The organism is Brevibacillus sp. LEMMJ03 (assembly GCF_007197875.1).
Classification (GTDB): domain Bacteria; phylum Bacillota; class Bacilli; order Brevibacillales; family Brevibacillaceae; genus Brevibacillus; species Brevibacillus thermoruber.
This window is the reverse complement of sequence record NZ_VKJN01000002.1, coordinates 81,752-108,199: the sequence shown is the minus strand read 5'-3', so window position 1 is coordinate 108,199 and position 26,448 is coordinate 81,752. Positions and strand designations below refer to the sequence as shown.

The window sequence follows — 26,448 nt, the reverse complement described above, 5'->3', positions numbered from 1 at the left end:
CAGCCCTGCTGATCCGGCCGACAAATGCCCGGCAACGGGGAAACCAGTGGAGGTGGAGAGTTCATGCGGACCATTGAGATTTTTGATACGACATTGCGCGACGGGGAGCAGTCTCCGGGCGTCAACATCAGCACGAACGAAAAGGTGGAGATCGCCCTTCAACTGGAGAAGCTGGGCGTAACGAGAATCGAGGCGGGCTTTGCCGCTGCCTCCCCGGGCGATCAAAAGTCCGTGGCCGAAGTGGCAAAGCGGGTGAAGCATTCCACCATCGTCAGCCTCGCCCGTGCCGTCAAGGACGACATGGATAAGGCGTACGAGGCGCTGCGCCACGCGCAGGACGCCTGCCTCCACGTCTTTATCGCGACCTCGCCGATCCATCGCCAGTACAAACTGCGGATGAGCAAGGAGCAGGTGCTGGCGCGGGCGGTGGAGGCGGTCACCTACGCGAAGAAGTACTTTGCGCAGGTCCAGTTCTCTGCGGAGGACGCGGCCCGCACGGAGATCGACTTTTTGGCGGAAGTGGTGGAAGCGGTCATCAAGGCGGGCGCCACCACCGTCAACATCCCCGACACGGTCGGCTACATGACGCCGTACGAGTACGGCAACATCTTCCGCGAACTGCGCCAGCGCGTCCCCGGCATCGACCGGATCCGCCTGAGCTGTCACTGTCATGACGATCTCGGCATGGCCGTGGCCAACAGCCTGGCGGCGATTGAAGCGGGGGCGACCCAGGTGGAAGGCACGATCAACGGCATCGGCGAGCGGGCGGGCAACGCCGCTCTGGAAGAAGTGGCGCTGGCGTTGGAGACCCGCAAGGACTTTTACCAGGCCACGACCAAGCTCAACCTGAAAGAGATTGCCCGAACCAGCCAACTGGTCAGCCGTCTGACCGGGATGATCGTACCGGGCAACAAGGCGGTGGTGGGAGCCAACGCGTTTGCCCACGAGTCCGGCATTCACCAGGACGGCGTCCTGAAAGAGGCGTCCACCTACGAAATCATCCGTCCGGAGACGGTCGGCTTCAAGTCGAACAAACTGGTGCTGGGCAAACACTCCGGCCGCCACGCCTTCAAGGAGAAGCTGGTGGAACTGGGCTACCACCTGGAACAGGACGAAATCGACGCCGCGTTTGCCGCCTTCAAGGAATTGTGCGACAAGAAGAAAGAGGTCAGCGACGACGACATCCTCGCGCTGGTTGACGCCAAGATGGTTCGCGGTACGGAGATGTACCGGCTGGAGTCGGTGCAGCTCTCCTACGGCAACATCTCCCTGCCGACGGCCAGCGTCAGACTGGTGCGGGCCGACGGTACGGTGTGCGAGGAAGCGGCGTGCGGTAACGGCTCCGTCGACTCGATCTACAAGGCGATCGACCGGGCGACAGGCGAAGAGGTCACCCTGACGGACTACAAGATCCTCTCCGTTACGCACGGCAAGGACGCGCTCGGGGAAGTATTCGTCCGCCTGCAGCAGGGCGACCTTACCGTCACCGGCCGCGGTGTCAGCACCGACGTGCTGGAGGCGAGCGCCATCGCGTATGTGCGGGCCGTCAACAAGATCCTGGAGCGCAAAGAGATGCTGACGGTGGCCGCCAACTGACGGGGGCGGCAGGATAGGATGGAAGAGAAACCAATCAGGTTCGGAAAAAAGGATGTACAGAAGCACTATATAATAGAAACAACTATACACGGAAAAGCGGGATGAACGATGAAGAAAACCTATCGCATCGCCGTTCTGCCCGGGGATGGAATCGGACCGGAGATCATGGAAGAAGCGGTCAAGGTCCTCTCCCTGGTAGCGGAACGGGAAGGAGTTACGTTTGAATTCAAGCACGGCCGGATCGGCGGAATCGCCATCGACACGGACGGCACGCCGCTGCCGGAAGAGACATTGACGATCGCCAAGGAGGCGGACGCGGTGATGCTCGGCGCCGTGGGCGGTCCCAAGTGGGATCAGAATCCGGGCCATCTCCGTCCGGAGGCGGGGCTGCTCGGCATCCGCAAGGCGTTGGGGCTGTTCGCCAACATCCGGCCGGCGACGATGCACCCATCGCTGGTGGAGGCCTCCTCGCTGAAACCGGAAGTGGTCTCCGGCGTCGATCTGATCGTCGTCCGGGAGCTGACCGGCGGCATTTACTTCGGCGAGAAAAAGCGCTATGACGGGCCGAACGGCGAAGTGGCGGAAGACCAGTGCATCTACCACGAAGCGGAGATCGAGCGCATTGTACGAGTGGCTTTTGACATTGCCCGCAAGCGGCAGAAGCGCCTCGTCTCGGTCGACAAGGCCAACGTCCTGGAAAGCTCCCGCCTGTGGCGCAAGGTGACCGAACGCGTGGCGGCCGACTACCCCGATGTGGAGCTGTCCCACATGCTGGTGGACGCGTGCGCGATGCAGCTCGTTCGCGCGCCCAAGCAGTTTGACGTGATCGTCACGGAAAACATGTTCGGTGACATTCTAAGCGACCAGGCCGCGATGCTGACCGGCTCGATCGGCATGCTGGCGTCGGCCAGCCTGGCGGAAGGCAGCTTCGGGCTGTACGAACCGGTTCACGGTTCGGCGCCGGACATCGCCGGCCAGGGCATAGCCAATCCGCTGGCGACGATTCTCTCCGCGGCGATGATGCTGCGCCTCTCGTTCGGGATGGACGCGGCGGCGGACGCGGTGGAGCGGGCGGTCTGGTCGGTGCTGGAGGCGGGACATCGCACCGGCGACATCGCCGCCGACCGCAGCCGGGCGATCGGCACGGCGGAGATGGGCCGCCTGGTCCGCGAAGCGCTCCAAAGCCAAGCCATTTCCCGATAAGAACACAGAACCCAAAAAAGACCCTGTTTCTCCGTCCGACGGATTGGACGGAGGGCAGGGTCTTTCCTTACCACGATTGGCGGTTTGTTCTGTCCTCAGGCCGGACGGTTTCCGCTTGTCACTGTACCCGTTCTCGTCATATACTACAATCATTCATAGAATGAGTCGCAATTTCGTGACTTGTGCAAAAGAGGTGGCATCGTGTCTTCGCTTGGCTTTCTTCTCAGTTTTGTCGCCATTCTGGCGTGTACGATCGCTGCCGGCCTGATCGCCAAACGATCCGTTCGCCGCAGCAGCGACTTCAGCAACGCCGGCGGTTCCCTGTCGGCGGGGATGGTGGCCGGGGCGCTCGTCGGCGGATTTGTCGGCGGCACGTCGATTGTCGGCACGGGCGAGCTTGCTTTCCGGCACGGACTGGCCGCCGTGTGGTTTACGCTGGGGGGCGGGGTGGCTGTCATCCTGCTCGGATTGTGTGCCGGCCGCTTTCTCCGGCTGCAGGTGGAAACGCTGCCCGAGCTGATCGGCACGCAGTATGGCGGACGGGCCCAGCTTGGGGCCAGCCTGTTTCTCTCGCTGGGGATGTTTATCCAGGTGATCGCGCAGTTGTTGGCCGCCCTGCCGTTTGTCTCCGTCTTCTGGAAGGCTCCGCTGCCGCTGCTGGCGCTGATTCCCGCCGCGCTGATCTTCGCCTACGTGCTGGCCGGGGGATTTATGGGAGCGAGTATCGTCGGCACGCTGAAAACGGTTATGCTGATCCTCCTCCTGCTGGGAACGGGTGCCTGGCTGTGGGGGCAGTTGGGCGGAGAGACGATCGTCCGCTGGTGGCAGCAGGGGCGCCTTTCCCTGGTGGTTCCCGAGGCCGGGCTGGGATGGGTGCAGGGAGCGGCGATGATCGTGGGGATTTTTTCCACGCAGGCCTATCTGCAGCCCATCTTTGCGAGCCGCAGTGAACGAGAGGCGCGCAGCGGTTCTGTCGCGGCCGGTCTGGTCATCATCCTCATCGGCCTGGTCAGCGCCTGGATCGGCCTGTACATGCACGACACCCACCCCGAGCTGGCGCCGCGCGAGGCCGTTCCGATGTTTTTCCTGACCCATGCGCCGTCCTGGCTGGCGGGTGCCGCTTATGCCGTTATTCTCCTGTCCGTCGTGATGACCGGGGCGGCGCTTGCGCTGAGCATCGCCACGATCCTCAACCGGGACGTGATCCAGCGCTACACCGCCCGGTTCCGTTCAGAGGAGAGCAGGCTGCGCCTGTCCCGGGCGCTGATCCTGGGCGTCATCGCGGTCGCCTACGCGCTGGTCTGCCTGGACGAAAACGCGCTGATCTTGCACTGGGCGTTTTTGGCCATGACGCTCCGAGGCGTGACGATCTTCTTTCCGGTGCTGTTCTACCTCTTTCACATTTCGCCGGTGGAGCGGCGTTGGGCGGTCCTGGCGGTCTGGGGAGCGCCGCTGCTCGCGCTCGCCTGGGCGTGGTGGCTGTTGCCCACCACCGGCATCGATCCGCTGTACGTGAGCGGTCTGTGGAGCGCGGCCGCACTGCTGGCCGGCCGCATGACCGCGCGAAAAACCCCGTCTCTTCGGCCGATGGGCTGAGGAGGAGGGCCACACCCGTTACAGGAACATGCAGCCTCTTCACGAGAAGAAGGCTGCATGTTCTGCTTTCGGAGGTGCGTCACCCTTTTCCGCCCCTAAAAAGAAAGAAAATAAACAATATTCAAAAATATGTATTCCTAAAATTGGAAACTTCTGTTACTATGGGATTAGGTATATTTTTACTGATTGCTTAATTTTATCCATATCAGGGTGCAGGTGATCGGATGAAACCGCGCAAGAAATGGCTTCCTCTGTACGCGGCATTCCTGTCGCTGACAGCGATGCTGATCTACGCGATGGGGGTGTACCAGCCTCTTCTCTTTGTTGCCGGCGATCAAATCTTCCGCAAAGACGATTGGGAAAGGATCAAACCCCTCTATTTTCAAGGGAGGCCGCACACGCCGGAAGAGGAGGAAAGGCTGCTGGAACAGCGCAGTTTGGAAGAATTGGTTCTCTACAAGGGGAGACAAATGGGCGTCCAGATTGACCAGCGTTTCATCGACGAACACATGAAGCAGTTGGGGAGCACGAAAGAGGAGCGCGAACAAGCACTGCGGCAGATGAACATGACGGAAGCGGACAGCGTCACGAACATTCGGCGGGCCCTGATCGGGTTTGAAGTGAAGCGGAGGGTAACCGGGGAGATCACGGTGACCGAGGAAGAAGTGAACAGCTACTACCGGGACCACCTCGAGTCGTTTCGCATTCCCGAACTGCGCACCATCTATTACGTCCGGGCTGGACAAGATGACAAGCCGTGGATGGACAAGCTGAAAACCATCACCACAGAACGTTTTCCCTCCCTATTAAAAGAATACGGCAGCGACCTGGAGGGACGGGCCGGATTCTATGAATGGGTTTCGCAATCCGAGCTGTCCGCGAATGTCGGCGAAGCTGCTGCTGATGCCGTGTTTCGCTCGCCCGTGAAGCAGGTCGTCGGTCCGGTCGTCTACGAACAGTGGACGTATTGGTTTTTGCCGGTTGAGACGATGCCGGCCAAGACGCAAAGCCTTGCGGAAGTGAGGGGGAAGATCTACCGGGCCCTCTATCTGGAGAAAGAATCGGCGGTGTACGGGAAATGGCTGGAGGAGCAGAAAAGGGCAAATCCGTACCGGGTATTTCCGGAAAATTTGAAAAAGAATCGGTTTTGGGCGTTCTGGAGTGATCTGCCTGTACGGCTGCAGCTGTTTTTCCAACCGCATGCGTAGTCTATCCGAGACGAAAAGTCGTTTCGTATAGAAAAAACCAGTAAAGGAGAGATTGGGTATGAAATGGTCAAAACTGCTGGTCTCCACACTCGTTGTGAGCAGTTTGGCGGCTGCCGCTCCCGCGTTTGCCGAGAGGGAAATCGCCGACGAACCCGCGTGGGACAGCGAGCCCGCCCCGCACAACTACGACCCGCAAAAGCGGGAGGAAGCGGACAAGCGCGTCTTTGACAAGGAATCATTCCAACTGGCCGCCAATCCTGTCATCGTCATCGACCCCGGGCATGGCGGGGACGACCCGGGCGCGGTGGGCAACGGGTTGAAAGAGAAGGACTTGACGCTGGACATCGGTCTTCGGGCCAAGAACTACATTGTGGCCAATTATCCGGCCACGGTGTACATGACGAGAAGCTCCGACACAACCGTTTCGCTGTCCAGCCGGACGTCATTTGCCAACGCCCAAAATGCCGACTTCTTCGTCTCCATGCACATCAATGCCGCGACAGACGCTTCGGCCAACGGAGTCGAAACGTACGCGTACCCCGGATCGGTAAACGGCAAGCGATTGGCTACGGAAACGTACAACCAATTGAAAAGTTCCTTTGCCAATCCCAGAGGGGTGAAAGAATATGCGTACTACGTGCTGACCTATACCAACATGCCGGCGACACTGGGCGAGACCGGTTTCATCTCCAACGCATCCGACGCGTCCAAACTGGCGCAGAGCTCGTTCCGCCAAACGCTTGCCACCCAATACGCCAGCGGGATGCACCGTTACTGGTGGGGCTTCTAGAAAAAAGCAGGGCACCGTACAACTTCGCTGGTTGGACGGTGCCTTTCTTGCTGCGTTTACCCGATCATGATCTTGCCTTTCGGGTAGCGGTAGTATTCCTTTTGTTTCCGCTGGGCCAGGGCAAAGGCGATGGTCAGCGGCCCCACCCGTCCGGCAAACATGGTCAGCACGATCAGGATTTTGCCGATGGGCGACAGCATCGGCGTCAATCCCATCGACAGTCCCGTGGTGGCAAAAGCGGACGTCACCTCAAAGAGAATCATCTGAAACTCCGCCCCCGCTTCGGTGATGGAGAGGGCCATGGTTACGGCCATCACGACGAACAGCCCGCTGATGGTGACCGTCAGCGATTTGTAAATCATGTGCGGCAAAATGCGCTGGCGGTAGAAGATGACATCCTCTTTCCCCCTGATCTGCGCGATCACGGCCCCGATCAGCGTGGCAAACGTGGTCGTCTTGATCCCGCCGCCTGTCGACCCGGGAGAAGCCCCGATAAACATCAGCACGATGATGAGGAACAGCGACGACTGCCGCATGTCGCCGATGTTCAGCGTATTGGAGCCGGCCGTGCGGGGCGTGATCGACTGGTACAGCGAGGCCAGCACCTTGCCCAGCGGGGAGAGCGGCTGCAGGGTTTTCGGGTTGGTGTACTCCAGCAGGAAAATCAGCACGGCCCCGACCGCAATCAGCGCGGCGGTCGTGGACAGCACCACTTTCGTGTGCAGCGACAGCCGATGGGTGCGGCGGTACTCGTACACTTCGCTGACGACGATAAACCCGATCCCTCCCGATACGATCAGCGAACAGAGGACCAGGTTTACGACCGGATCCTCCACGTAGCGGGTGAAGCTGGAGAAGTCGCCCATCAGGTCAAAGCCGGCGTTGTTGAAGTTGGAGATGGCGTGAAAAAGTCCGAAATAAAAGGCTTTGCCGAGCGGCATGTCAAACGAGAACCGGAGCCCCAGGATCAGACCGCCGATGGCTTCGGCCAAGGCGGAAAAGATGATGATCATTTTGGCCAGCCGGACGATGCCTTCGATCGAGACCAGATTGAGCGACTCCTGCAGCAGCAGGCGTTCGCGCAGCGAAATCCGCTTGCGCATCAGCAGGGCAAAAAAGGTGGCAACCGTCATGAAGCCGAGCCCGCCGACCTGGATCAGGGAGAGGATGACGAGCTGGCCGAACAGCGTAAAGGTCGTGCCGGTGTCCACCACCACCAGCCCGGTTACGCAGGTGGCCGACGTGGCTGTGAACAGCGCGTCCAGCCAGGGAAGCCCCTGTCCGTTGACGGTGGCGGACGGCAGCGTCAGCAGCGTGGTGCCCAGGAGAATGATCAGGGCGAAGCCAAGCACCAGCGTCTTGGGAGGGTCAAGGTGCAGTTTTTCCATGATTTTCTGAATCATGCGCAATCATACCTCAATTTTGTCCGATTCTGGTGAGCCACACAGGAGATTCTTTCCTTACTAGTATGGCGTCAGATGTTGTAAGTATAATGGAGACCGCTGGAAAAGAAAACAGGCTTATTCGCACCGATCAACGGAGCATCGCTGCTCCCAGCCGGTGCAGCCAGTGTTTCAGCTCCCGCTCATCCAGCGGAGAGAGCGGAAACCGAACGGCGGGGCGGCGGACGATGCCGACCGGTTCGTCCGGCAGGCGAAAAGCTTGGCCCGGCATCAGCTCCAGTCCTTCCTCGCGCAGCAGGGAGACGATTCGTGCTTCCTGGCTGGCGGCGAGCGGACTGGCCGTCCCCCATTCGATCCAGGTGTTCAGCCCGCCGCTGATCGGCAGGATGCGGGCATGTTTGGGCAGCGCCTGCCGCTGTTCCTGCAGGAGACACTGCCAGCGGGATGAAAACAAGGCCCGGCGCTCCGGCAGATACACCTCGGCAAACCACGGATCGGCCAGCAGCCGGGCGGCCGCCTCCAGCACCACCAGGGGAGGTTCGGCCCCCATGAGGGTGACGAGCTGGCGAAGCCGCTCCCGCTCTTCGCCGCCCATGGTCCAGGGCAGAGCGAGCACGCCCAGCTGCACGTCGGGAGCCAGGGTCTTGGAAAAGGAATGGAGGTAGTAGACCGGAACCGGACTGCCCGCCTCCGCCGCCATCCGGTACAGCGTCCGGCCGGGGCGGCGAAACCAGAGGTCGCCGTGATGATCGTTTTCCAGCAGGCGGACGCCGTGCCGTTCCGCCCATTCCAACAGATACCGCTTCCGCCTCGGCGAGTAGCTGAGGCCGGTCGGAAAGTGGTGGTGCGGGTTGACCATCAGCCAGTCGGCCGGCTGTTCCCGCTGCGCCGCTTCCAACGCGTCGGGACAGATCCCTTCGTCGTCCAGCCGGATCGCCCGGACCTCGATGCCGCTGTGCCGCAGCATGGCCATAAACACGGGATAGCTGTACGCTTCGACGTACACGACGTCAGTCCGTTTCATGACCTGTTGGACCAGGAAAGAAAAGCCGCTGACGCTGCGGTTGAACAGCAGCAGCCGTTCCGGCCCGTGCGGGATGCCGCGCCGGGCCAAATGGCCGGCAAACACCTCCGCCGCTTGCGAGCGGCGCGCTTTTTTTTCGTCGGGTCGATCCAGCAGCACGCCCACGCTCTCGTAGAAAGCGGCGCGCAGCCGCCGCATCAGCTCTGCTCCCGGCTGGGGCGTCGAGTCAACCAGCGAAGCGAGCGGAATGTCGGTCAGCGGCAGTCGTGTGCAGTCCCGCGCCTGTCTCGCCTTCGCCGTGCACCGCCTCCAGCCATCCGTCCGCCACGAGGTGATCGTACGCTTTTTTGACCGTTTCCAGCGAACAGCCGCTGACCGCTTTCATTTCCCGAAGCGAGATCAACTGCCCCCCGCCGACAAGAAATGCGCCCCGCAGGAGAGCCGTCCGCAGTTGTTCGGCCAACTGGACGTAGAGCGGTGTGTTCGACCGTTTGTGAAAGTGAAACGCAAAAAAAGGACGATTCGCCATCGTTATCGTGCTCCCTTGTCCGTTTCGTCCGTCTCTCGATTTTCTCATTATAGCGGATGCGGCCGGGGAAAGGGTATATATAGGGTCTCCCGCTCCTGACTGGATAGGCTTCCCGGTACATGGTATCATGGCTTCAGACGAGACCGGCGCGTTCCGGTCAAGCGGCGACCGTTCTTTTTTCCCAACCGGGAGAACAACAGCCTGCCAGGACAGGAGAGGAGAGTGGCGATGAGCACACAGGAACATAAAGCGGAAGCCCCCAAACGGGTGGGCTGCATGGTGATCACCGTTTCCGACACGCGCACGGAGGAGACGGACAAAAGCGGAAAGCTGATGAAGGAACTCTTGGAGGAGGCCGGCCATGCCGCGATCTTGTACCGGATCGTCAAAGACGAGCCGGCGGAGGTGGAGGCGGCGATCGAAGCCGGGATCACCCATCCGGAGGTGCAGGTGATCCTGCTGAACGGCGGCACCGGCATCTCTCCGCGCGACAATACGTTTGAGGCCGTGTCCAGGCTGCTGGAAAAGGAAATGCCCGGGTTTGGCGAACTGTTTCGCATGCTCAGCTACACCGAGGACATCGGTTCGGCGGCGATATTGAGCCGGGCCATTGCCGGCACCCGGAAGGGAAAGGCGATTTTTTCCACGCCCGGCTCCACCGGCGCGGTGCGGCTGGCGATGACCCGATTGATCGTGCCCGAGCTGGGGCACGTCGTCCGGGAACTGAACAAGTAGGCGGGAGGGGCCGCCGGGGCCCAGGATCTTCATTTGCCGCTGCCGGCGGCTTGTGTTACGGTTACGGATAGAAGAAGCACGTATTTCAAGGAGAGTCGACAGACACATGAAGATTTTACTGTCTACGCTGAACGCCAAGTACATTCACTCCTCCCTGGCGCTGCGTTACTTGCGAAGCTACGCCCAGCCGTCGTTTCCCGACATCGAGCTGGTCGAATACACCATCAACGACGTGACGCTCAACATCGTCGCCGACATCTACAAGCGGCAGCCCGACGTTGCCGCCTTTTCCTGTTACATCTGGAACATCCGCGAGACGATCGACGTGATCCGCAACCTGAAAAAGGTGCGGCCCGACCTGCCGGTGGTGCTGGGCGGGCCGGAGGTGACCTACGACGCCGACGAGTGGTTGAAAAAGCATCCGGAGTTTGACGTGATCGTCATCGGTGAGGGAGAACAGACGTTTTTGGAACTGCTGCAGGTCTACGCCGAATCCCGCCGGACAGGGGAGCCGCCCCGCCTGCGGGACGTGGCCGGGATTGCCTACCGCGAAGGGGAGCACGTGCGCTTTACCGCCCCCCGGGCGCAGATCGAAAACCTGGACTCGATCCCGTCGCCGTACGCGGACAACCTGGACGAACTGAACAACCGCGTCGTCTACTTTGAAGCGTCCCGCGGCTGTCCGTTCAAATGCCAGTACTGTCTGTCGTCGATTGAAGACGGCGTGCGCTATTTCGGTCTGGAGCGGGTGAAGGCCGACCTGCTGCGGCTGATCCGGCACGGCGTCAAGACGATCAAGTTCGTCGACCGCACGTTTAACATCAACAAAAAGTACGCGCTGGAAATCTTTCAGTTTTTGATCGACAACCACAACGGCACGATTTTTCAGTTTGAAATCACCGCCGACATCCTGCGCGCCGACGTGCTCGACTTTTTGACCGAAAACGCGCCGCCGGGCATTTTCCGCTTTGAAATCGGCGTCCAGTCCACCAACGACGAGACCAACCGGCTGGTCCAGCGGATTCAGCGCTTCGACCGTCTGGCCCACACCGTCACCCGGATCAAGCAGTCGGGCAAAATCGCCCAGCACCTGGATCTGATCGCCGGTCTGCCGGAGGAGGATTACCAGTCGTTCCGCAAGACCTTCAACGACGTCTTTGCGCTGCGCCCCGAGGAACTGCAGCTCGGCTTTTTGAAAATGCTGCGCGGCACCGGCGTCCGCGCGCGGGCGGCCAACCACGGCTACATTTTCATGGACGAGGCGCCGTACGAGATTCTCGGCAACAACGTCCTGTCGTTCGCCGACATCCAGCGGATCAAGCGGGTGGAGGATGTGCTGGAAAAATACTGGAACGCCCACCGCATGGATACCACGCTGGAATGGCTGGTGACCCGCTGCTTCGAGACGCCGTTTGATTTCTTCCAGGCGTTTGGCGATTTTTGGGAAGAGCAGGGCTGGAGCCGGATCGGCCACCAGTTGGAAGACCTGTTTGTGCGGCTGCGCCGCTTCCTGGAGACGCGGGAGGTGGAGCGGCTCGACCACGTGATCAGCCTGATGAAGTTTGACTACCTGCGCAAGCAGAAGCACCGTCCGCGCAAGCTGTGGTGGGACGACGTGCTGGACAAACGGGAGATGCAGGCAGCCTTTGAGGCGGTGCACGAGCGGCTGGAGGATCTCCGCCCAGACTTTGCCCGGCATGCGGCGCAGCAAAAGGACTACTTCAAGCACACGCTGTCGGCCGGCGTCAGCTTTGACATTGAGACGTGGATCAAGTCGGGTGAACTGGTGGAAGGCGACTTCGTCCTGGTGGTTTATTTTCCGTACGAAGACGGACGGGAGAACGACTTTGTCGTGGTCAGACGGGCGGCCGCTGCGAGCGGATTGGTGTAAGCGGGCAAAAACGGGGCAGAATACAAAAAGTTGGCGAAAAAACAACAGGATTGCGGTAGTGCTTCAGCATATAAACTGCTAGAATAAGGAAAGCTCATCCGCGGCAGCCTGCGGACGGGATGGCGGTGCGCGCGTAACTTTTTTCGCGCCGATCCGTATTCAAAAAAGGTTGCGTGAATGGAAACGTTGCCGGCAATGGCCAGGTAAGAAAGCCGCCGAGTGGCGAGGATAGGGGATTTTGCGTCATGGAAATCAACATGCTGATGTCGATCATCGAGCAATACGGATATGCGGCCATCTTCTTTTTGCTCTGGCTGGGCATTGTCGGTTTGCCGATCCCCGACGAGCTGGTCGTGGCTACCGGCGGGTTTCTGGCGTCCATGGCGCTGCTGGACCCTGTCTATGGGTTTCTTGCCGGCTACCTGGGCGTGGCGTCCGGATTGACGATTGGGTTCCTGCTGGGGAAGTTTTTCGGCCGGCCGATCCTGCAGTGGCTGTCAAAGAGCGAGAAGATGAGGCATACGGTGGAGCGCTCCACCGCTCTCGTGGAAAAGTACGGGACGTTTGCCCTCTGCTTCAGCTATCTGTTTCCCGTCGTTCGCCACGTGGTTCCCTACATTGTTGCCATGGGCGGAATGACCTATCGCCGCTATGCGTTCCTGTCCTATCCGATCGGGCTGTTGTGGACGATCCTTTTTTATCTCATTGGTTACGTGTTCGGGAAAAACGTGGATGTGGTCGTGGCGATGATCCGCTCCTACGGGTTCTGCGCCCTGTTCGTCGTGATCGCGCTGCTCGTCGCGGGGTGGGCCGTTCGCCGCTTTTTTCTAGCCGGCCGCTCCTTTCGGGCAAAAGGGGAATAAACGCATGTATCATCAATGGTTGAAAGCGCACAGGCAGCGCCGCAACGGGGTATGGGCGGCGGGCTGGCTGCTCGTTCTGTGCGGCTGGTGGCTGACGCGTCTGCCGCTTGCCGCAGCGGGGCTGCTGGTGCTGAACGTGTACGCCGCGGGCCTGATGGCCGCGGACAAGCGCTCCGCGCGGCGGGGCGGACCGCGCGTCCCGGAAGCGAGCCTGCTGCTGACCGCGTTGTTGGGCGGCGGAGCGGGCGCGCTGTTGGGCATGCTGGCGTGGCGCCACAAGACCCGGCATGCCTTGTTCATGACGGTGGTGCCGCTCTGCTGCGCATTTCAGATCGTTCTGATTGTTTTCTGGCTGTTCAACCGATAGGCAACAGGGTTGTCGAAGCCGCTCCTGCCAAACAGGGGCGGCTTTTTTGCATGCCGCGTCCGGGCAAAAATCGGCTTTCGGGCAGACTCCCTGCGTGTTCCATCCATTTTTGGGCAAACTATCCGTACATTTGGACCGACAGGGGGGAGAGCGGTGAAACCATTCTGGAAAGCATGGGAACGGCGAAAGGCGCAGATGCGTGACGCGGCGCTGCAGCAGCATGCAAACAAGAGCATGGAGGGCGTACCGGATGTCCAACTGTCCACCAGTCTGAAGGAAAACCTCTCCTTGATCGAGCAGCAGTTGGGCAACTGCGACGATCTGGTCGTCCGCCGGTTTCGGGTCAGAAACGGGTCTGACGCCGCCATCCTGTTTATCGACGGCATGGTCGACCGGAATATCATCAGCGATTTTATCATCCGCTACATGACGACGACCGGCATCACCTACGACGAGCCGGCGGCAAACGAACTGGATTCGACCGACCGGCTGCGGCAGGTGATCCGCAACATTTTGTCCGGCTGTTCGGTGCTGCTGTTGGACGGGCAGCGGCACGCCTTTTTGAACAACACGCGCGGCTGGGACAGGCGGAGTGTAGACGAACCGCAGACGGAAGCGGTGGTCAGGGGGCCGCGGGACGGTTTCTGTGAGACGCTCTCCACCAACGCCGCGCTGATCCGCTTTCGGTTGAAAGACTCGAATCTGCGGCTCAAACACCTGATCGTCGGTCAGCGGACGCAGACGGACATCTATGTGATGTACGTGGACGGCCTCGCCGATCCGGGGATCGTTTACGAGATCCAGCGGCGGATCGAAGCCATCAACATCGACGGGGTGCTGGAAAGCGGGTACATCGAAGAATTGATTCAAGACCGGCCCTGGTCGCCGTTTCCGCAGCTGCAGAGCACGGAGCGGCCCGACAAAGTAGTGGCCAGCCTGCTGGAGGGAAAAGTGGCCATTCTGGTGGACGGGACGCCGTTTGCGCTGATTGCGCCGGCTTTGTTTTCGCAGTTTTACCAAAGCCCGGAAGACTACTACGAACGGTTTTACATCGCCACCTGTCTTCGCCTGATCCGGGTCATCAGCTTTATCGTGGCGCTGATGCTGCCCTCGCTGTACATCGCATTCAGCTCGTTTCACCCAGAAATGATTCCGTCCCGCCTGGTGATTGCGATGGCGGCGGGCCGGTCCACTGTGCCGTTTCCCTCTCTGGTCGAGGCGATGGTCATGGAGGTGGCGATTGAGATCCTGCGGGAAGCGAGCATCCGCCTGCCCGGGCCGATCGGGCCGACGATCGGCATCGTCGGAGCGCTGGTCGTGGGCGAAGCGGCCGTTACCGCCGGACTGGTCAGTCCGATCATGGTGATCATCGTCGCGATGACCACCATTGGCTCGTTTACCTCTCCCAACTACAGTTCGGCGATTGCCATCCGGATGCTGCGCTTTCCGCTGATGATTTTGGCCGGCATGTTCGGCCTGTACGGGATCATGCTGTTTTTGATCGTGATCATCATCCACCTCTCGTCGGTGAAGTCGTTCGGCGTGCCGTACATGTCGCCGATCAGCCCGCTCCAACTGAAGGGCATGCGCGACCTGGTGATACGCGCTCCGCTGACGTCGATGAAGCGGCGGCCCTCCATGTTTCGCCCGCCGGATGAGATACGGCAGGGAGGGGGGAGAGGCGGATGAACCGATCTGTCGCGCCGGAAGGGAACTGTACGTACTCCCTGTGGCAGCAAACCGCGCTGATCACCAGCACGTTGATCGGCGTCGGCGTGCTCACCCTGCCGCGTACGGCCACCTCGGTCTTGTACGAAGCGGGCTGGATTTCTCCGCTGTTGGGCTCACTTCCCGCTTTTTTCGCCATCTGGATGATCGCCAGGCTGAGCCACCGTTTTCCCGGCATGACCTTCGTCCAGTACAGTCCGATTGTTTTTGGTTCATCGGCCCGGCCGCGGTTGGGAAGATGGATCAGCTTTCCGCTTGTGCTGGTCTTCCTGCTGATCGTGTACGTGACGACGGCGATCACGTCGCGGATTTTCGGAGAGGTGGTGGTGACCGCGGTTTTACTGGACACGCCGCTTGAAGTGATCATCATCTCCATGTTCGTGCTCGCTTTTCTCCTGTGCCAGCACGACGAGGAAGTGGTCGTCCGCGTCAACGAACTGCTGCTTCCGCTGATTGTCTTTCCCGTCCTGTTTATCGCCATTGTCTCCTTTCAAAAGGCGGAGTGGAACAATCTGCTGCCGCTGCTTCGGACGCCTGTCCATTCGATTGTGAAGGGAGCGCTGGAGGCGGGGTACTCGTATCAGGGCTACGAGATCATGCTGATCTTTTACGCGTTCGCGCAGCAAAACTCGAACAAGGTAAAGGCGGGGATGTTCGGCATCGGGATTGCCGTCGTCGTCTACACCTTGATCGTGGTGGTGGGCATTTCCGTGTTTGGTTACGAGGAACTGCAAAAGGTCACCTGGCCGACGTTGGAATTGGTCAAGACGACCAAGGTGCCGGGCTTGATCCTGGAGCGGCTGGAGTCGGCGTTTTTGGCGGTGTGGGTGGCGGCGGTCTTCACCACCGTGGCCAATGTCTACTACGCGTTTATCCTCGGCCTGCGGCAGCTTCTTGGCAGAGGAGTGGCGTTTCAGCGGGTCAGTTCGGGGGTTTTGCTCATTCCGCTGTTTTTTATCGCGCTCTGGCCGCAAAACATCGTGGAAATCTTTACGTTCGCCAATTACATGTCCTCTTTCGGCATGATCGTTGCCTTGGGAATTCCCATCCTGCATTGGATCGTGCTGGTTGTCCGCGGCATGCGGCGGGAGCCGCCAAAGGGAGGGAATCTGCATGGGTAACGGATGGCGGCGCGCCGTCTGCCTGTTTGCGGCTGTGACGATGCTGACCGGCTGTTGGGACCGACGGGAACTGGAGGAGCGGACGTCCGTCGTCGCCATCGCGGTCGACGCCGTCCCGGGCAAGGAGGAATTGTACCGGGTGACCGTGCAGATCCCCATCCCGATCAAAATCATCGGCAGCGGCGGCAAAGGCGGCGGAACCAGCGAAAACGTGGTCAAAATCATGAGCGTCACCGGGCGAACCATGCTCGACGCCATGAGCAACTTGCAGCGGCGGCTGAACCAGCGGCTCTTTATCGGCCATACGCGCGTGCTGGCGATCAGCGAAGAGGTCGCCCGGAAGGGGATGCGGCACATCATGGACAGCTTCCGCCGCGATCCGCAAATCCGCCGGCTGATGTGGCCGATCATCGTCAAGGGGGAGGCGTCCACCCTGTTGAAGATCAAGCCGAAGCTGGTGCAGGTCCCGGTCGTGTACCTGATGGACTTGATCGAAAGTGGCTCAAAATTGGAGATCATTCCGGACCAGACACTTGGTGATTACTTCATCCAGACGTCAAACAAAACGATGAATCCGTACCTGAATTACGTCGAGGCAAGCGCCGACCAGGTGAAGTGGATCGGATTGGCCGTGTTTAGCGGCCAACGAATGGTGGGGGTGCTGAACGACATGCAGTCATGGGTGCTGCTGCAGCTGCGCAACAAGGAAAAGGGCGGCGACGTTGTCATTCCGATGCCCGGTTACAAGGGGGAGTTTGTCACGTTCCGTCCGCATTTCATCTCCACAAAGCTTCACGTCCTCGAACACTACGGCAGCAGCGGCCAGACCCATCATGACACACACGGGGCACGCTATACGGTTGAGCTGCAGGGGGACATCGTTGAGATGACCAAGCCCCTCCAGATGGATCCGAAAGCGTATATCCAGGAGATGCAGAAGCTGATCAAGCAGGAGATGGAAAAGCGGGCCCGCAATCTGATCCGCATCCTGCAAAAAGAGTATCGCAGCGATGTGCTCAAACTTGGCTCGTCCCTGCGCGCCCACCACTACCACGACTACTGGAAAAAGCACGATTGGAACAAGGAATTTCCCAACTTTCCCATTCAGGTGGAATACATCATCAAGCTGCGCCGTCTCGGCATGGAAACGCAGTAGAGCGGAAAATGCAAAAGGGAGAGACGGCAGCGTCTCTCCCACTGGCCCGGCACCGGTCCAGACGGCCCTACACCGGCGGGTTTGCCTGTTTCGGCAGATGGTCGGCGATTGTTTGCACCATGCTCTGCCGGGCCGCTTGATCGCTGTTTTGCCACAGCACTTCAAACAGCACGCCCAGACCGGGCAGGGTTTTTTCCTGGCCGCTTGCGATCGCGTCGGTGATCGTTTCCTGCACGTCGTTGGCATCGGAGCCCTGCATTTTGTACATGATCGCTTGGCGCAGATTGAGTGCGGCAATGTTCATGGCGGACATACACCCCTCTTGTCGTGATGGCTGCGCCTATAGTATTCGTCCCGCATCGGCGGCTCATACCCGTTTTGTAGCCGATGGAAGCGTTGTGGTATAATGCTTGGTATTGAAAACGACGCTGCGGGTGCCCCGGATGGGGGCTGCCCGGACAGGACGTTTGCGGTCGTGTGGCCACAACATAAGGAGTGGAAGAAGCATGTCAAAGCAGTTTGCCGTCATCGGGATGGGCCGGTTTGGTTCCAGCGTGGCCCGGACCCTGTATGAGATGGATTATGAAGTGATGGGAATCGACGAAAACGAGGAGCGCATCAACGAGAACATCCAGTACGTCACCCACGCCGTCGCCGCCGATTCGACCGACGAGCGGGCGCTGAAGGAAATCGGCATCCGCAACTTCGACGTGGTCGTCGTCGCCATCGGGGCCGATATTCAGGCCAGCATTTTGACCGTGCTGATCCTCAAGGAACTGGGCGTGAAAAAGATTGTCGCCAAAGCGCAGAACGAGCGGCACGGGCAGGTGCTGTACAAAGTGGGAGCGGACCGGGTGGTGTTCCCCGAACGGGACATGGGAGTGCGCGTCGCCCACAATCTGATTTCCGCCAATGTGCTTGACTTTATCGAGCTGGCGGAGGATTACAGCGTGGCCGAAGTGGTGGTCTCGTCCAGGATGGTGGGCAAGACGCTGCGCCAACTGGACATCCGCGCCCGCTACGAAGTGAACGTCATCGCCATCAAGAGCGGCGAGAAGTTCAACATCGCCCCCAGTCCGGACGAGGTGATCCAGTACGGAGACGTGCTGGTCGTCATCGGCAACAACAAACATCTGAAAGCGTTTGAGGAGCAGGCGTAAACGATGCGGCACGACGTGATTCAATCGGTGCACAACCCCCTGGTAAAGCGGCTGTACCACCTGCTGGAGCGAAAAGGGCGGGACGAGCAGGGGCGGTTTCTCGTCGAAGGGGCCCATCTGGTGGAGGAGGCCCTGAACAGCGGCGCGGAGGTGATCACCGTCCTGTACGACAGCAGCCGGGAGATGGACCCGGCCTGCCGGCGGGCGATTGACAAGCGCGCAGGGGAGGTTCAGGTGATTCCCGCTTCTGCGGCCGTATTGGCCAAGCTGTCGGAGACGAAGACGCCGCAGGGAATCGTCGCCGAGGTGAAAAAGACGGGGCACGACTGGTATGCATGGCTGCAGGCGGCGGCAAACCGCGATTACCTGCTGCTGATGCTGGACGAGATTCAGGACCCGGGCAACCTCGGCACCATGCTGCGCACGGCGGAAGCGGCCGGCGTCGACGCGGTGATCCTCGGCAAAGGCAGCGTCGATCTGTACAACGGCAAAGTGGTGCGGGCCACGATGGGGGCGCTGTACCGTCTGCCCGTCTTTTCCCGGCCGCTGCCGGAGGCCGCCGCCGAATTGAAGCGGCAGGGCGCGCAGGTTCTCGTCTCCTCCCTGCAAGAAAACAGCCTCGCGTACGACGAGGCTGACTACGCCGGCAAAACGGCAATCGTGATCGGCAACGAGGGGCGGGGCGTCTCCCGCGCCATGAGCGAAGCGGCCGACCGGTTCGTGCACATTCCCCTGTACGGCCGGGCGGAATCGCTCAATGCGGCGGTCGCCGCCGGCATCCTCGTCTACGAGGCGCAGCGCAGACGGCGCAGGTAGAGTTAGTCGACCGCCGTCGGCTGCTCGCGCTTCTGCTGCTGCCGCTTGTGTTCGTCGCGGGCCTGGGCCCATTGATCCTGGGCCATCTGCAGCATCCCGGTTTCGATGGTCCGGCCGCGAAATCCCAGGACTTTGGAAAAATAGTGGATCGCCTTGTCATACTGTCCGACGCGGCGCATCAGCTCGCCGATCAGGTAGAGCAGGCGCACTTCCGACATGTCCTTGTCGCCCAGGGCGTAGTCGGAGTGGATGTACGACTGCTCGTATTCGTCCACGGCTTGCTGCAAGCAGCGCTGCTCCTCCGCATCGCCCTCAAACCGGTACAGCCAGGCCAGCCGCAGATACAGCCCGGCCTTGACGGAATGCGCCTGGCCGGTCAGCTCGGCGGCGTAAATGGCCAGCTTGTAGGCGGCGATCGCTTCGGCGGGGCTGCGCTCGGCGCCAAGGTCTTTGCGGGTCCACTTGGCGGCGATCCGTTCCGCCACCAGCTTCTTGTGGGCGGGGGAGAGACGGGGAGCGAACTGGTCGGTAAAGGCGAAGCCGCACTGCGGGCAGACGGCGACCGTGTAGCGAATCGGGTTGAGCGACTGTTCCATGTAGTAGGTGCAAAAATCGCTGTCCCGCTTGAGCATGGCCAGCGCGCCGCTGCGCACCCGCTTGGTGGTAAAGGCGGTGCCGCAGTGAAGGCAGGAGCATTTCTTGTCGTACAGGGCGGATGCGTGGTCCATCATCGACATATCCCCTTTGTAAAACCTGGCAGAAACGCATGCAGGATTTGCATCATTGAAAGTTCGCCAGGGTTGCGCTATAATTTTCCTACATGTGTGTATTATAACGGAAAGCGATGACAGAGAGTAGTACGCAGGCCCCATGCGTTTGCAGGGAGGAGATGCCGCAGACTGAAAGCATCCCAACGCCATGTCTGCCGAATTCACTCTGGAGCCGCACTCTGAACCGCTCGATCCGAGCCCAGTAGGAGCAGCCGGGACATTCCCGTTATCATGGCCAAAGTGAGGCGGAAGTCTGGTTTCCCCAGGCATCGTTTGGGAAAGTAGCCTTCTGCTTAACAAGGGTGGTACCGCGAGTAACAGCTCGTCCCTTTTCGGGGCGGGTTTTTCTTTTTTCGGGGCCCTCCCGGCTTAAGCGGCAGCCGCAGCCGGACGGGGCCGCAGGAAGGTTGCAAATCTTGAGCAAAAGGAGCGATACAACGTGCAAACGCGGTTACAGGAGATAAAACAGGCGGCGCTGGCCCAGATCGGCCAGGCCGCGGACGCGGGCCAACTGCAGGACCTGCGCGTCAAATATCTGGGGAAAAAAGGAGAGCTGACCGAGCTTCTGCGCGGAATGGGCAGCCTTTCTCCGGAAGAGCGGCCTGTCGTCGGCCAGCTCGTCAACGAGGTGCGCACGGCGCTGGAAGCGGCGTTTGCCGACAAGCAGTCCGCGCTGGAAGAAGCGGCGCTGGCAGCCAAACTGGCGTCGCAAACGCTGGACGTCACGCTGCCCGGCCGTCCGGTTCCGACCGGGACCATGCACCCGCTTTCCCGCATTATCGAAGAGATCGAGGACATTTTCATCGGACTGGGCTTTGAAATTGCCGAAGGGCCCGAGGTGGAGACGGATCACTTCAACTTCGAGATGCTCAACCTGCCCAAGGATCACCCCGCGCGCGACATGCAGGATTCGTTCTATCTGACGGAGGACATTTTGCTGCGCACCCAGACCTCTCCGGTACAGGCGCGCACCATGCTGAAAAAAGCCGGCAAGACCCCGGTGAAAATCATTTCCCCGGGCAAGGTGTACCGGCGCGACGACGACGACGCCACCCACTCCCACCAGTTTACGCAGATCGAAGGGCTGGTCGTCGACAAAGGCATCGGCATGAGCGACTTGAAAGGGATTCTGCTCACCTTTGCCCGCCAGATGTTCGGGGCCAACCAGCAGATCCGCCTGCGCCCCAGCTTCTTCCCGTTTACCGAGCCGAGCGCGGAGGTGGACCTGCAGTGCTTCAGCTGCGGCGGAGACGGCTGCCGCGTCTGCAAGCAGACGGGCTGGATCGAAATCCTCGGCTCCGGCATGGTGCACCCGCGCGTCTTGGAGATGGCCGGCTACGATCCGCAGGAAGTGAGCGGGTTTGCCTTCGGGATGGGCGTGGAGCGCATCGCCATGCTGAAGTACGGCGTGGAGGACATTCGTCATTTCTACACCAATGACGTGCGCTTCCTGCGGCAGTTCAACCGAGGCTAGAAAGGAGAGTCGTATCAGAGATGAAGGTATCGTACAAATGGTTGTCGGAATACGTGGATTTGAGCGATATCACCCCGTACGAGCTGGCGGAAAAGCTGACCAGAAGCGGGATTGAAGTGGAAACCGTGGAGCCGCGCAACGCCGGCGTCTCCAACGTGGTGGTCGGGTACGTCAAGGAGCGCAGCAAGCACCCGGACGCCGACCGCCTGAGCGTCTGCATCGTGGATGCGGGGCAGGGCGAGGACCTGCAGATCGTCTGCGGCGCGCCCAACGTGGCGCAGGGTCAGAAAGTGCCGGTGGCCCTGATCGGGGCGAAGCTGCCGGGCGGCCTGCACATCAAGAAGTCCAAGCTGCGCGGCGTGGAGTCGCAGGGCATGATCTGCTCGGCCAAGGAGCTGGGCCTCAATGACAAGCTGCTGGCCAAAGACCAGCAGGAAGGGATTCTGGTCCTGCCCGAGGACGCCGAAGTGGGCATGGATGCCGTCTCCTACCTGGGGCTGGACGACTACGTACTGGAGCTGGGCCTGACCCCCAACCGTTCCGACTGCCTCAGCATGATCGGCGTCGCTTACGAAGTGGCTGCCATCCTCGGCCGGGACGTGATGCTGCCGGAGATCGCCGTTACGGAAAACGGCGGCGACAACCCGGTGAGCGTGCGCATCGAAGCGGAGGATCACTGCTACCGCTACGTGGGACGCCACTTTACCGGTGCGAAAATCACCAGTTCGCCGCAGTGGATGAAAAACCGCCTGATGGCGGCGGGGATTCGGCCGATCAACAACGTCGTGGACGTGACCAACTACGTGATGCTGGAATACGGCCAACCGCTGCATGCGTTTGACGCGACCAAGGTAAAAGACCGCTCCATCGTCGTGCGCCTGGCGCAGGACGGGGAAAAGCTGGTCACACTGGACGATCAGGAGCGCACGCTGGACAGCCAGACCCTGTTGATCGCCGACGAGGAAAAAGGGCTGGCCATCGCCGGTGTGATGGGCGGCGCCAACTCGGAGATCACCGACGAGACGACGGAAATCATTTTGGAAGCGGCCTGGTTCACGCCGCAGACGGTTCGCCGCACGGCTCGGACCCTGGGCATGCGCACGGAAGGATGCGTCCGCTGGGAAAAAGGTGTCGACCAGGCGCGCGTCCAGGAAGCGGGCGAGCGGGCGGCGGCGCTGATCCAGCAGTTGTCCGGCGCGGCCGTGTCCAAGGGGGTGGCTTCGGCCGTCGTCCGCGAAGCGAAGCCGGCCGTCGTGACGATTACGCTGGAAAAAATCAACCAGCATCTGGGCACGTCGCTGACCGCGGCGGACGTCTCTGCGATTTTCGACCGCCTGCGCTTTTCGTATGAGCAGAACGGCAGCACCTGGACGGTCACCGTGCCGACCCGCCGCGGCGACATTACCCTGCCGGAGGATCTGGTGGAGGAAGTGGCCCGACTGTACGGCTACGACAACATTCCGACCAGCCTGCCGAGCGGCCAGACCACGCAGGGGCAGCTTACCCGCGACCAGCGGCTGCGCCGGACGATCCGCCACCACCTGATCGGCGCGGGACTGCACGAGGCGATTACCTACTCCCTGGTTCACGCGGAGCGGGTAGGGGACGTAGCCGGTCTGCACCGCATCGACGCCAAGCCGATTTCGCTGGCCATGCCGATGAGCGAGGAGCACAGCGTGCTGCGCACCAGCCTGATCCCTGGTCTCCTGCAGACGATCGCCTACAACAAAAACCGGCAAAACCACGATGTGGCCGTGTTCGAATTGGGCAGCGTCTTTCTGACCACGGAGGAAAAGCTGGCGCAGCTCCCCGAGGAACGCCTCTACGTGGCGGCGGCCTTGACCGGGCAGTGGCTGCCGCAGAATTGGATGGGCGCAAACCAGTCGGTCGACTTTTACCTCGTCAAGGGTCTGGCCGACTCGCTCCTGACCCGGTTGGGAATTGTCGGCGCGACCTACAAGCCGGTTTCCGACCTGGCCGGCATGCACCCCGGCCGCACGGCGGAGGTATGGGTCGGCGAACGGCGTCTCGGCTATCTCGGACAGATTCACCCGGCGACGGAAAAAGCCTACGACGTGTCGGAAACGTACGTGTTCCAGTTCGACCTGGCAGAGCTGGCGGAAGCGGCGGAGGATGCGGGCTACTACAGGCCGCTGCCGAAGTTCCCGGCGGTGACCCGCGACCTCGCGCTGGTGGTGGACCGCGACGTGCCGGCGGCCGCTCTCGAAGCGGCGATTCGCCAGGCGGCAGGGGAGCTCTTGGAATCGCTCACGCTGTTTGACGTCTACACCGGGGAGCGCATCGCCGCCGACAAGAAGAGCGTCGCCTTCTCGCTCGTCTTCCGCCATCCGGAGCGGACGCTGCAGGACGACGAGATCCAGCAGGTGACCGCCGCCGTCGTGGACGCGCTGAAAGCGCAGACCGGCGCGGAACTGCGCATGTAAGGAGACCTTGACGGATTCTGTCATTTTCAGTAACCTAAAAAAGATACAGGAGTACAAAAGTCGCAGAGTAGTGTTGAAGGAGGAAGCCTTCGTGCAAGGTGATGGGAAAAATCGGTTGACGGTTGATATATTTGGCCAGCAATACCGGCTGAGCGGCAAGGCAAGCGTAAACCACATCCGCATGGTGGCCGGTTTCGTCGATGACAAGATGAATGAAATCGCCAAGGGCAACCATCGCCTGGACACGGCCAAAATCGCCGTGCTCACCGCGGTCAACATTGCGGACGAGTACTTCCGCCTGCGACAGGAGTACGAGGCACTGTTGAAGATCCTGCATGACGACGCAAACGACAAATCATAGACGAATCACATAAAAAGAGGGGCAGCGTATGCCTCTCTTTTCCCATTGTCGGTAAAAAGCTTGTCAAAAAGAGGGGCGTGGGCAGAGATGGGTCAGGAGATGGACAAGGAAGCGCTGCGGGAGGCGGCCCGCCGGCTGTCTCTCGCGGAAAAAGAGGAAAAACTGCGCAGGCTGCTGCGTGACATGGGGCGCGTGCTGATCGCGTTTTCCGGCGGCGTCGACAGCACCTTTTTGCTGGCGTGCGCCGTCCAGGAACTGGGCGATGAGGCGATCGCCGTGACCGCGGCGTCAGAGACGTTCCCGACGCGGGAGTTTGAAGCGGCCAAGCAGTTGGCCAAACGTCTGGGCGCCCGGTTTGTGACCACCGAGATCCGCGAAATGGAAAACCCGCAGTTCGTCGCCAATCCGGTCAACCGCTGTTTTTACTGCAAGGACGGATTGTATGAACATCTCGGCCGGATGGCGGAAGAAAATCAATGGAATGCCGTCATCTGCGACGGGGCCAACATGGATGACCTGGGCGACTATCGTCCCGGACGGGTGGCCGCCGTCCAGCGCGGTGTCCGCAGTCCCCTGCAGGAAGCCGGCTTTTTCAAGGCTGAGATTCGCGAGCTGTCCCGGGCCATGGGACTGCCCACCTGGAACAAGCCGTCGTTTGCCTGCCTGTCGTCGCGCATCCCGTACGGCTCGCCGATCACCCTGGAAAAAATCGACCAGATTGACAGAGCGGAGGGGTATCTGATGAGCCTCGGCTTCCATCAGGTACGCGTGCGCCATCACGATGCGATCGCCCGCATTGAGGTAGACCCGGCCGACTTTCCGCGCCTGCTGGAACTCCGCGACGACGTCTCCCGCACGCTGCGCGAGATCGGCTTTCAGTACGTCACCTTGGATTTGTCCGGCTATCAGACGGGCAGCATGAACGCCGTTCTGGGCACGGATGTGAAAGCGGCGCATGGTTGAGGTAACCGCGATTTTGCGTGAGGTGCAGGCGGGGAGACTGAGCGTGGAGGAGGCGGAAGAGCTGCTGCGGGGCACGAGCCGTCTGGAGTACGCCACGCTCGATCTGGACCGGATGCGGCGAACCGGTTTTCCCGAAGTGGTGTACGCGGCCGGCAAAACAGCGGAACAGGTGGTCGGGATTTTCGGCAGGCTGCGGGAGCATCAGGAGATCGTTCTGGCCACGCGGGTGACGGCAGAGCAGGCGGAGGCCGTGCTGGCCCGCTGGCCCGACGTGCAGTACGTGAAAGAAGCGGGACTGTTGATCGGCACCAGCCGCCCGCTCACGCCCGTGCGGGACGGATACGTGGCGGTGGTGGCCGCCGGCACGTCCGACTGGCCGGTCGCCCAGGAGGCAGCCTGGACGGTGCGCTGTTTCGGCAGCGAAGCGAGAGTGATTGCCGATGTGGGCGTGGCCGGCATTCACCGGCTGTTCCAGCGCTTGGAGGAGATCAGGGAGGCGGCGGTGATCATCTGCATCGCCGGCATGGAAGGGGCGCTTGCCAGCGTTCTCGCCGGACTGGTTGACAAGCCGGTCATCGCCGTTCCCACCAGCGTCGGATACGGTGCCCACTTCAACGGCCTGGCCCCGCTGCTGTCGATGCTCAACTCCTGTGCCAACGGCGTGGCCGTGGTCAACATCGACAACGGATTCGGCGCTGGCTACCTGGCCGGCATGATTCACCGGCAGATCGCCGCTGCCCGGCAGCAGCCGTAACAAAAAGAGCCAACCCCCTGTCGGGTTGGCTCTTCGCTCACGGGCATGGATTCAGGTTTCCTGTTTGTTGCCGGCGTCGCCGTTGCGCAGGTCCATGTGCGTCTTGACCGGGATGAACAGGTCGATGATCCCGATGACCAGCGCGGCGAGCAGCGCACCCAGGATGGTGACCCGGAATCCGGAGACGATAAACTGGGTCAGCCAGATCACCACGGCGCTCACCAGAAAACCGACGATGCCGCGATTGTACGGGGAAATCCGGTCGCCGAACATCAATTCGACAAGCCAACCGATAACGGCGATGACCACCGCGGCCATAAGTGCGGGCCAAAAACCGTTTACAGAGAAGCCGGGAACGAGAAACCCGACGAACATCAGCACGACTGCAGCGACCACGAAACGGATGACATGGCGCAAGATCGTCATGAAGAATCCTCCTTTGGAGTTTGTTTCACTACTCATTCTGGCTGTTTTGCCGACAAATTATGCCGCACCG

Annotated in this window: 25 protein-coding genes; 19 read left to right on the top strand and 6 right to left on the bottom strand. The window is 60.8% G+C overall.

Annotated features, from left to right (window positions below; translation table 11 throughout):
* Positions 1-63 precede the first annotated feature (63 nt).
* The 5 genes from FOI68_RS03105 to FOI68_RS03085 all read left to right on the top strand — a co-directional run bounded on the left by FOI68_RS03105 (position 64) and on the right by FOI68_RS03085 (position 6,393).
* Positions 64-1,596: a 2-isopropylmalate synthase gene (locus FOI68_RS03105; RefSeq protein WP_065068043.1), complete on the top strand. Its 1,533-nt coding sequence runs from the start codon at positions 64-66 to the stop codon at positions 1,594-1,596.
* Between the two features lie 108 nt (positions 1,597-1,704).
* On the top strand, positions 1,705-2,799 hold the full coding sequence (leuB, locus tag FOI68_RS03100) for a 3-isopropylmalate dehydrogenase (RefSeq protein WP_035300965.1): 1,095 nt from the start codon (positions 1,705-1,707) through the stop codon (positions 2,797-2,799).
* 201 nt (positions 2,800-3,000) lie between these two features.
* On the top strand, positions 3,001-4,395 hold the full coding sequence (locus FOI68_RS03095) for a sodium:solute symporter family protein (RefSeq protein WP_143862295.1): 1,395 nt from the start codon (positions 3,001-3,003) through the stop codon (positions 4,393-4,395).
* Positions 4,396-4,619: 224 nt separating this feature from the next.
* On the top strand, positions 4,620-5,603 hold the full coding sequence (locus FOI68_RS03090) for a peptidylprolyl isomerase (protein WP_143862294.1): 984 nt from the start codon (positions 4,620-4,622) through the stop codon (positions 5,601-5,603).
* A gap of 58 nt (positions 5,604-5,661) precedes the next feature.
* Positions 5,662-6,393, top strand: coding sequence for an N-acetylmuramoyl-L-alanine amidase family protein (locus FOI68_RS03085; protein ID WP_029097644.1), 732 nt, complete (start codon positions 5,662-5,664; stop codon positions 6,391-6,393).
* Between the two features lie 56 nt (positions 6,394-6,449).
* On the opposite strand, the gene FOI68_RS03080 is transcribed toward FOI68_RS03085, so the two are convergent.
* From FOI68_RS03080 to FOI68_RS23870, 3 genes are all read right to left on the bottom strand, one after another.
* Entirely contained in the window at positions 6,450-7,796 is a 1,347-nt protein-coding gene (locus FOI68_RS03080) for a TrkH family potassium uptake protein (protein ID WP_143862293.1), read from the bottom strand.
* A gap of 130 nt (positions 7,797-7,926) precedes the next feature.
* Positions 7,927-9,018, bottom strand: coding sequence for an aminotransferase-like domain-containing protein (locus tag FOI68_RS03075; protein WP_255433347.1), 1,092 nt, complete (start codon positions 9,016-9,018; stop codon positions 7,927-7,929).
* A 28-nt stretch (positions 9,019-9,046) separates the two neighbouring features.
* Positions 9,047-9,349: a GntR family transcriptional regulator gene (locus tag FOI68_RS23870; protein ID WP_255433345.1), complete on the bottom strand. Its 303-nt coding sequence runs from the start codon at positions 9,347-9,349 to the stop codon at positions 9,047-9,049.
* A gap of 228 nt (positions 9,350-9,577) precedes the next feature.
* Here FOI68_RS23870 and FOI68_RS03070 point away from each other — a divergent pair, with 228 nt between their 5' ends.
* The 7 genes from FOI68_RS03070 to FOI68_RS03040 all read left to right on the top strand — a co-directional run bounded on the left by FOI68_RS03070 (position 9,578) and on the right by FOI68_RS03040 (position 17,210).
* Positions 9,578-10,084: a MogA/MoaB family molybdenum cofactor biosynthesis protein gene (locus tag FOI68_RS03070; RefSeq protein ID WP_143862292.1), complete on the top strand. Its 507-nt coding sequence runs from the start codon at positions 9,578-9,580 to the stop codon at positions 10,082-10,084.
* 106 nt (positions 10,085-10,190) lie between these two features.
* Positions 10,191-11,975, top strand: coding sequence for a B12-binding domain-containing radical SAM protein (locus FOI68_RS03065; RefSeq protein WP_143862291.1), 1,785 nt, complete (start codon positions 10,191-10,193; stop codon positions 11,973-11,975).
* 245 nt (positions 11,976-12,220) lie between these two features.
* Positions 12,221-12,838 (top strand): DedA family protein, encoded by a 618-nt coding sequence (locus FOI68_RS03060; RefSeq protein WP_035300491.1) that lies wholly within the window; start codon positions 12,221-12,223, stop codon positions 12,836-12,838.
* 4 nt (positions 12,839-12,842) lie between these two features.
* Positions 12,843-13,205: a DUF1294 domain-containing protein gene (locus FOI68_RS03055; RefSeq protein ID WP_143862290.1), complete on the top strand. Its 363-nt coding sequence runs from the start codon at positions 12,843-12,845 to the stop codon at positions 13,203-13,205.
* 153 nt (positions 13,206-13,358) lie between these two features.
* Positions 13,359-14,894: a spore germination protein gene (locus FOI68_RS03050; RefSeq protein ID WP_143862289.1), complete on the top strand. Its 1,536-nt coding sequence runs from the start codon at positions 13,359-13,361 to the stop codon at positions 14,892-14,894.
* Positions 14,891-16,054, top strand: coding sequence for a GerAB/ArcD/ProY family transporter (locus FOI68_RS03045; RefSeq protein WP_143862288.1), 1,164 nt, complete (start codon positions 14,891-14,893; stop codon positions 16,052-16,054). Before FOI68_RS03050 ends, FOI68_RS03045 begins: the two co-directional genes overlap by 4 nt.
* Complete coding sequence (locus FOI68_RS03040) at positions 16,047-17,210, top strand: Ger(x)C family spore germination protein (RefSeq protein WP_143862287.1); 1,164 nt, start codon at positions 16,047-16,049, stop codon at positions 17,208-17,210. The genes FOI68_RS03045 and FOI68_RS03040 overlap by 8 nt, the downstream gene beginning before the upstream one ends.
* Before the next feature lie 67 nt (positions 17,211-17,277).
* Here the strand turns inward: FOI68_RS03040 and sspI are convergent, their stop codons facing one another.
* Entirely contained in the window at positions 17,278-17,514 is a 237-nt protein-coding gene (sspI, locus tag FOI68_RS03035) for a small acid-soluble spore protein SspI (RefSeq protein ID WP_029097637.1), read from the bottom strand.
* 202 nt (positions 17,515-17,716) lie between these two features.
* On the opposite strand from sspI, the gene FOI68_RS03030 reads away from it, so the two are divergent.
* Together FOI68_RS03030 and FOI68_RS03025 are read left to right on the top strand one after the other, a co-directional pair.
* Positions 17,717-18,370, top strand: coding sequence for a potassium channel family protein (locus tag FOI68_RS03030; RefSeq protein WP_029097636.1), 654 nt, complete (start codon positions 17,717-17,719; stop codon positions 18,368-18,370).
* 3 nt (positions 18,371-18,373) lie between these two features.
* On the top strand, positions 18,374-19,186 hold the full coding sequence (locus tag FOI68_RS03025) for a TrmH family RNA methyltransferase (protein ID WP_143862286.1): 813 nt from the start codon (positions 18,374-18,376) through the stop codon (positions 19,184-19,186).
* A gap of 2 nt (positions 19,187-19,188) precedes the next feature.
* Here FOI68_RS03025 and FOI68_RS03020 read toward each other — a convergent pair whose 3' ends face one another.
* A complete protein-coding gene (locus tag FOI68_RS03020; protein WP_143862285.1) occupies positions 19,189-19,917 on the bottom strand; it encodes a DUF2225 domain-containing protein in 729 nt (242 codons plus the stop codon).
* A 478-nt stretch (positions 19,918-20,395) separates the two neighbouring features.
* Here FOI68_RS03020 and pheS point away from each other — a divergent pair, with 478 nt between their 5' ends.
* The 5 genes from pheS (at position 20,396) to larB (ending at position 25,952) form a co-directional block, all read left to right on the top strand.
* A complete protein-coding gene (gene pheS, locus FOI68_RS03015; RefSeq protein ID WP_143862284.1) occupies positions 20,396-21,430 on the top strand; it encodes a phenylalanine--tRNA ligase subunit alpha in 1,035 nt (344 codons plus the stop codon).
* A gap of 20 nt (positions 21,431-21,450) precedes the next feature.
* Entirely contained in the window at positions 21,451-23,874 is a 2,424-nt protein-coding gene (gene pheT, locus FOI68_RS03010) for a phenylalanine--tRNA ligase subunit beta (protein ID WP_044898392.1), read from the top strand.
* 91 nt (positions 23,875-23,965) lie between these two features.
* Positions 23,966-24,235: a cell division protein ZapA gene (zapA, locus tag FOI68_RS03005; RefSeq protein WP_143862283.1), complete on the top strand. Its 270-nt coding sequence runs from the start codon at positions 23,966-23,968 to the stop codon at positions 24,233-24,235.
* 87 nt (positions 24,236-24,322) lie between these two features.
* Positions 24,323-25,198 (top strand): ATP-dependent sacrificial sulfur transferase LarE, encoded by an 876-nt coding sequence (gene larE / locus FOI68_RS03000; protein ID WP_065068054.1) that lies wholly within the window; start codon positions 24,323-24,325, stop codon positions 25,196-25,198.
* Positions 25,191-25,952 carry a nickel pincer cofactor biosynthesis protein LarB gene (gene larB / locus FOI68_RS02995; protein ID WP_044898394.1) on the top strand — a complete coding sequence of 254 codons (762 nt, stop codon included), beginning with the start codon at positions 25,191-25,193 and terminating at the stop codon, positions 25,950-25,952. The genes larE and larB overlap by 8 nt, the downstream gene beginning before the upstream one ends.
* A gap of 51 nt (positions 25,953-26,003) precedes the next feature.
* Here larB and FOI68_RS02990 read toward each other — a convergent pair whose 3' ends face one another.
* On the bottom strand, positions 26,004-26,378 hold the full coding sequence (locus FOI68_RS02990) for a phage holin family protein (RefSeq protein ID WP_029097628.1): 375 nt from the start codon (positions 26,376-26,378) through the stop codon (positions 26,004-26,006).
* Positions 26,379-26,448: the final 70 nt, after the last annotated feature.

Bases quoted from the DNA above. Each gene is read 5' to 3' on its own strand.
- FOI68_RS03105 (WP_065068043.1), top strand. From the start codon at position 64: ATGCGGACCATTGAGATTTTTGATACGACATTGCGCGACGGGGAGCAG.
- leuB (WP_035300965.1), top strand. From the start codon at position 1,705: ATGAAGAAAACCTATCGCATCGCCGTTCTGCCCGGGGATGGAATCGGA.
- FOI68_RS03090 (WP_143862294.1), top strand. From the start codon at position 4,620: ATGAAACCGCGCAAGAAATGGCTTCCTCTGTACGCGGCATTCCTGTCG.
- FOI68_RS03085 (WP_029097644.1), top strand. From the start codon at position 5,662: ATGAAATGGTCAAAACTGCTGGTCTCCACACTCGTTGTGAGCAGTTTG.
- FOI68_RS03080 (WP_143862293.1), bottom strand. From the start codon at position 7,796: ATGATTCAGAAAATCATGGAAAAACTGCACCTTGACCCTCCCAAGACG.
- FOI68_RS03075 (WP_255433347.1), bottom strand. From the start codon at position 9,018: ATGCGGCGGCTGCGCGCCGCTTTCTACGAGAGCGTGGGCGTGCTGCTG.
- FOI68_RS23870 (WP_255433345.1), bottom strand. From the start codon at position 9,349: ATGGCGAATCGTCCTTTTTTTGCGTTTCACTTTCACAAACGGTCGAAC.
- FOI68_RS03070 (WP_143862292.1), top strand. From the start codon at position 9,578: ATGAGCACACAGGAACATAAAGCGGAAGCCCCCAAACGGGTGGGCTGC.
- FOI68_RS03065 (WP_143862291.1), top strand. From the start codon at position 10,191: ATGAAGATTTTACTGTCTACGCTGAACGCCAAGTACATTCACTCCTCC.
- FOI68_RS03060 (WP_035300491.1), top strand. From the start codon at position 12,221: ATGGAAATCAACATGCTGATGTCGATCATCGAGCAATACGGATATGCG.
- FOI68_RS03055 (WP_143862290.1), top strand. From the start codon at position 12,843: ATGTATCATCAATGGTTGAAAGCGCACAGGCAGCGCCGCAACGGGGTA.
- FOI68_RS03045 (WP_143862288.1), top strand. From the start codon at position 14,891: ATGAACCGATCTGTCGCGCCGGAAGGGAACTGTACGTACTCCCTGTGG.
- FOI68_RS03040 (WP_143862287.1), top strand. From the start codon at position 16,047: ATGGGTAACGGATGGCGGCGCGCCGTCTGCCTGTTTGCGGCTGTGACG.
- sspI (WP_029097637.1), bottom strand. From the start codon at position 17,514: ATGAACATTGCCGCACTCAATCTGCGCCAAGCGATCATGTACAAAATG.
- FOI68_RS03030 (WP_029097636.1), top strand. From the start codon at position 17,717: ATGTCAAAGCAGTTTGCCGTCATCGGGATGGGCCGGTTTGGTTCCAGC.
- FOI68_RS03025 (WP_143862286.1), top strand. From the start codon at position 18,374: ATGCGGCACGACGTGATTCAATCGGTGCACAACCCCCTGGTAAAGCGG.
- FOI68_RS03020 (WP_143862285.1), bottom strand. From the start codon at position 19,917: ATGATGGACCACGCATCCGCCCTGTACGACAAGAAATGCTCCTGCCTT.
- pheT (WP_044898392.1), top strand. From the start codon at position 21,451: ATGAAGGTATCGTACAAATGGTTGTCGGAATACGTGGATTTGAGCGAT.
- larE (WP_065068054.1), top strand. From the start codon at position 24,323: ATGGGTCAGGAGATGGACAAGGAAGCGCTGCGGGAGGCGGCCCGCCGG.
- larB (WP_044898394.1), top strand. From the start codon at position 25,191: ATGGTTGAGGTAACCGCGATTTTGCGTGAGGTGCAGGCGGGGAGACTG.
- FOI68_RS02990 (WP_029097628.1), bottom strand. From the start codon at position 26,378: ATGACGATCTTGCGCCATGTCATCCGTTTCGTGGTCGCTGCAGTCGTG.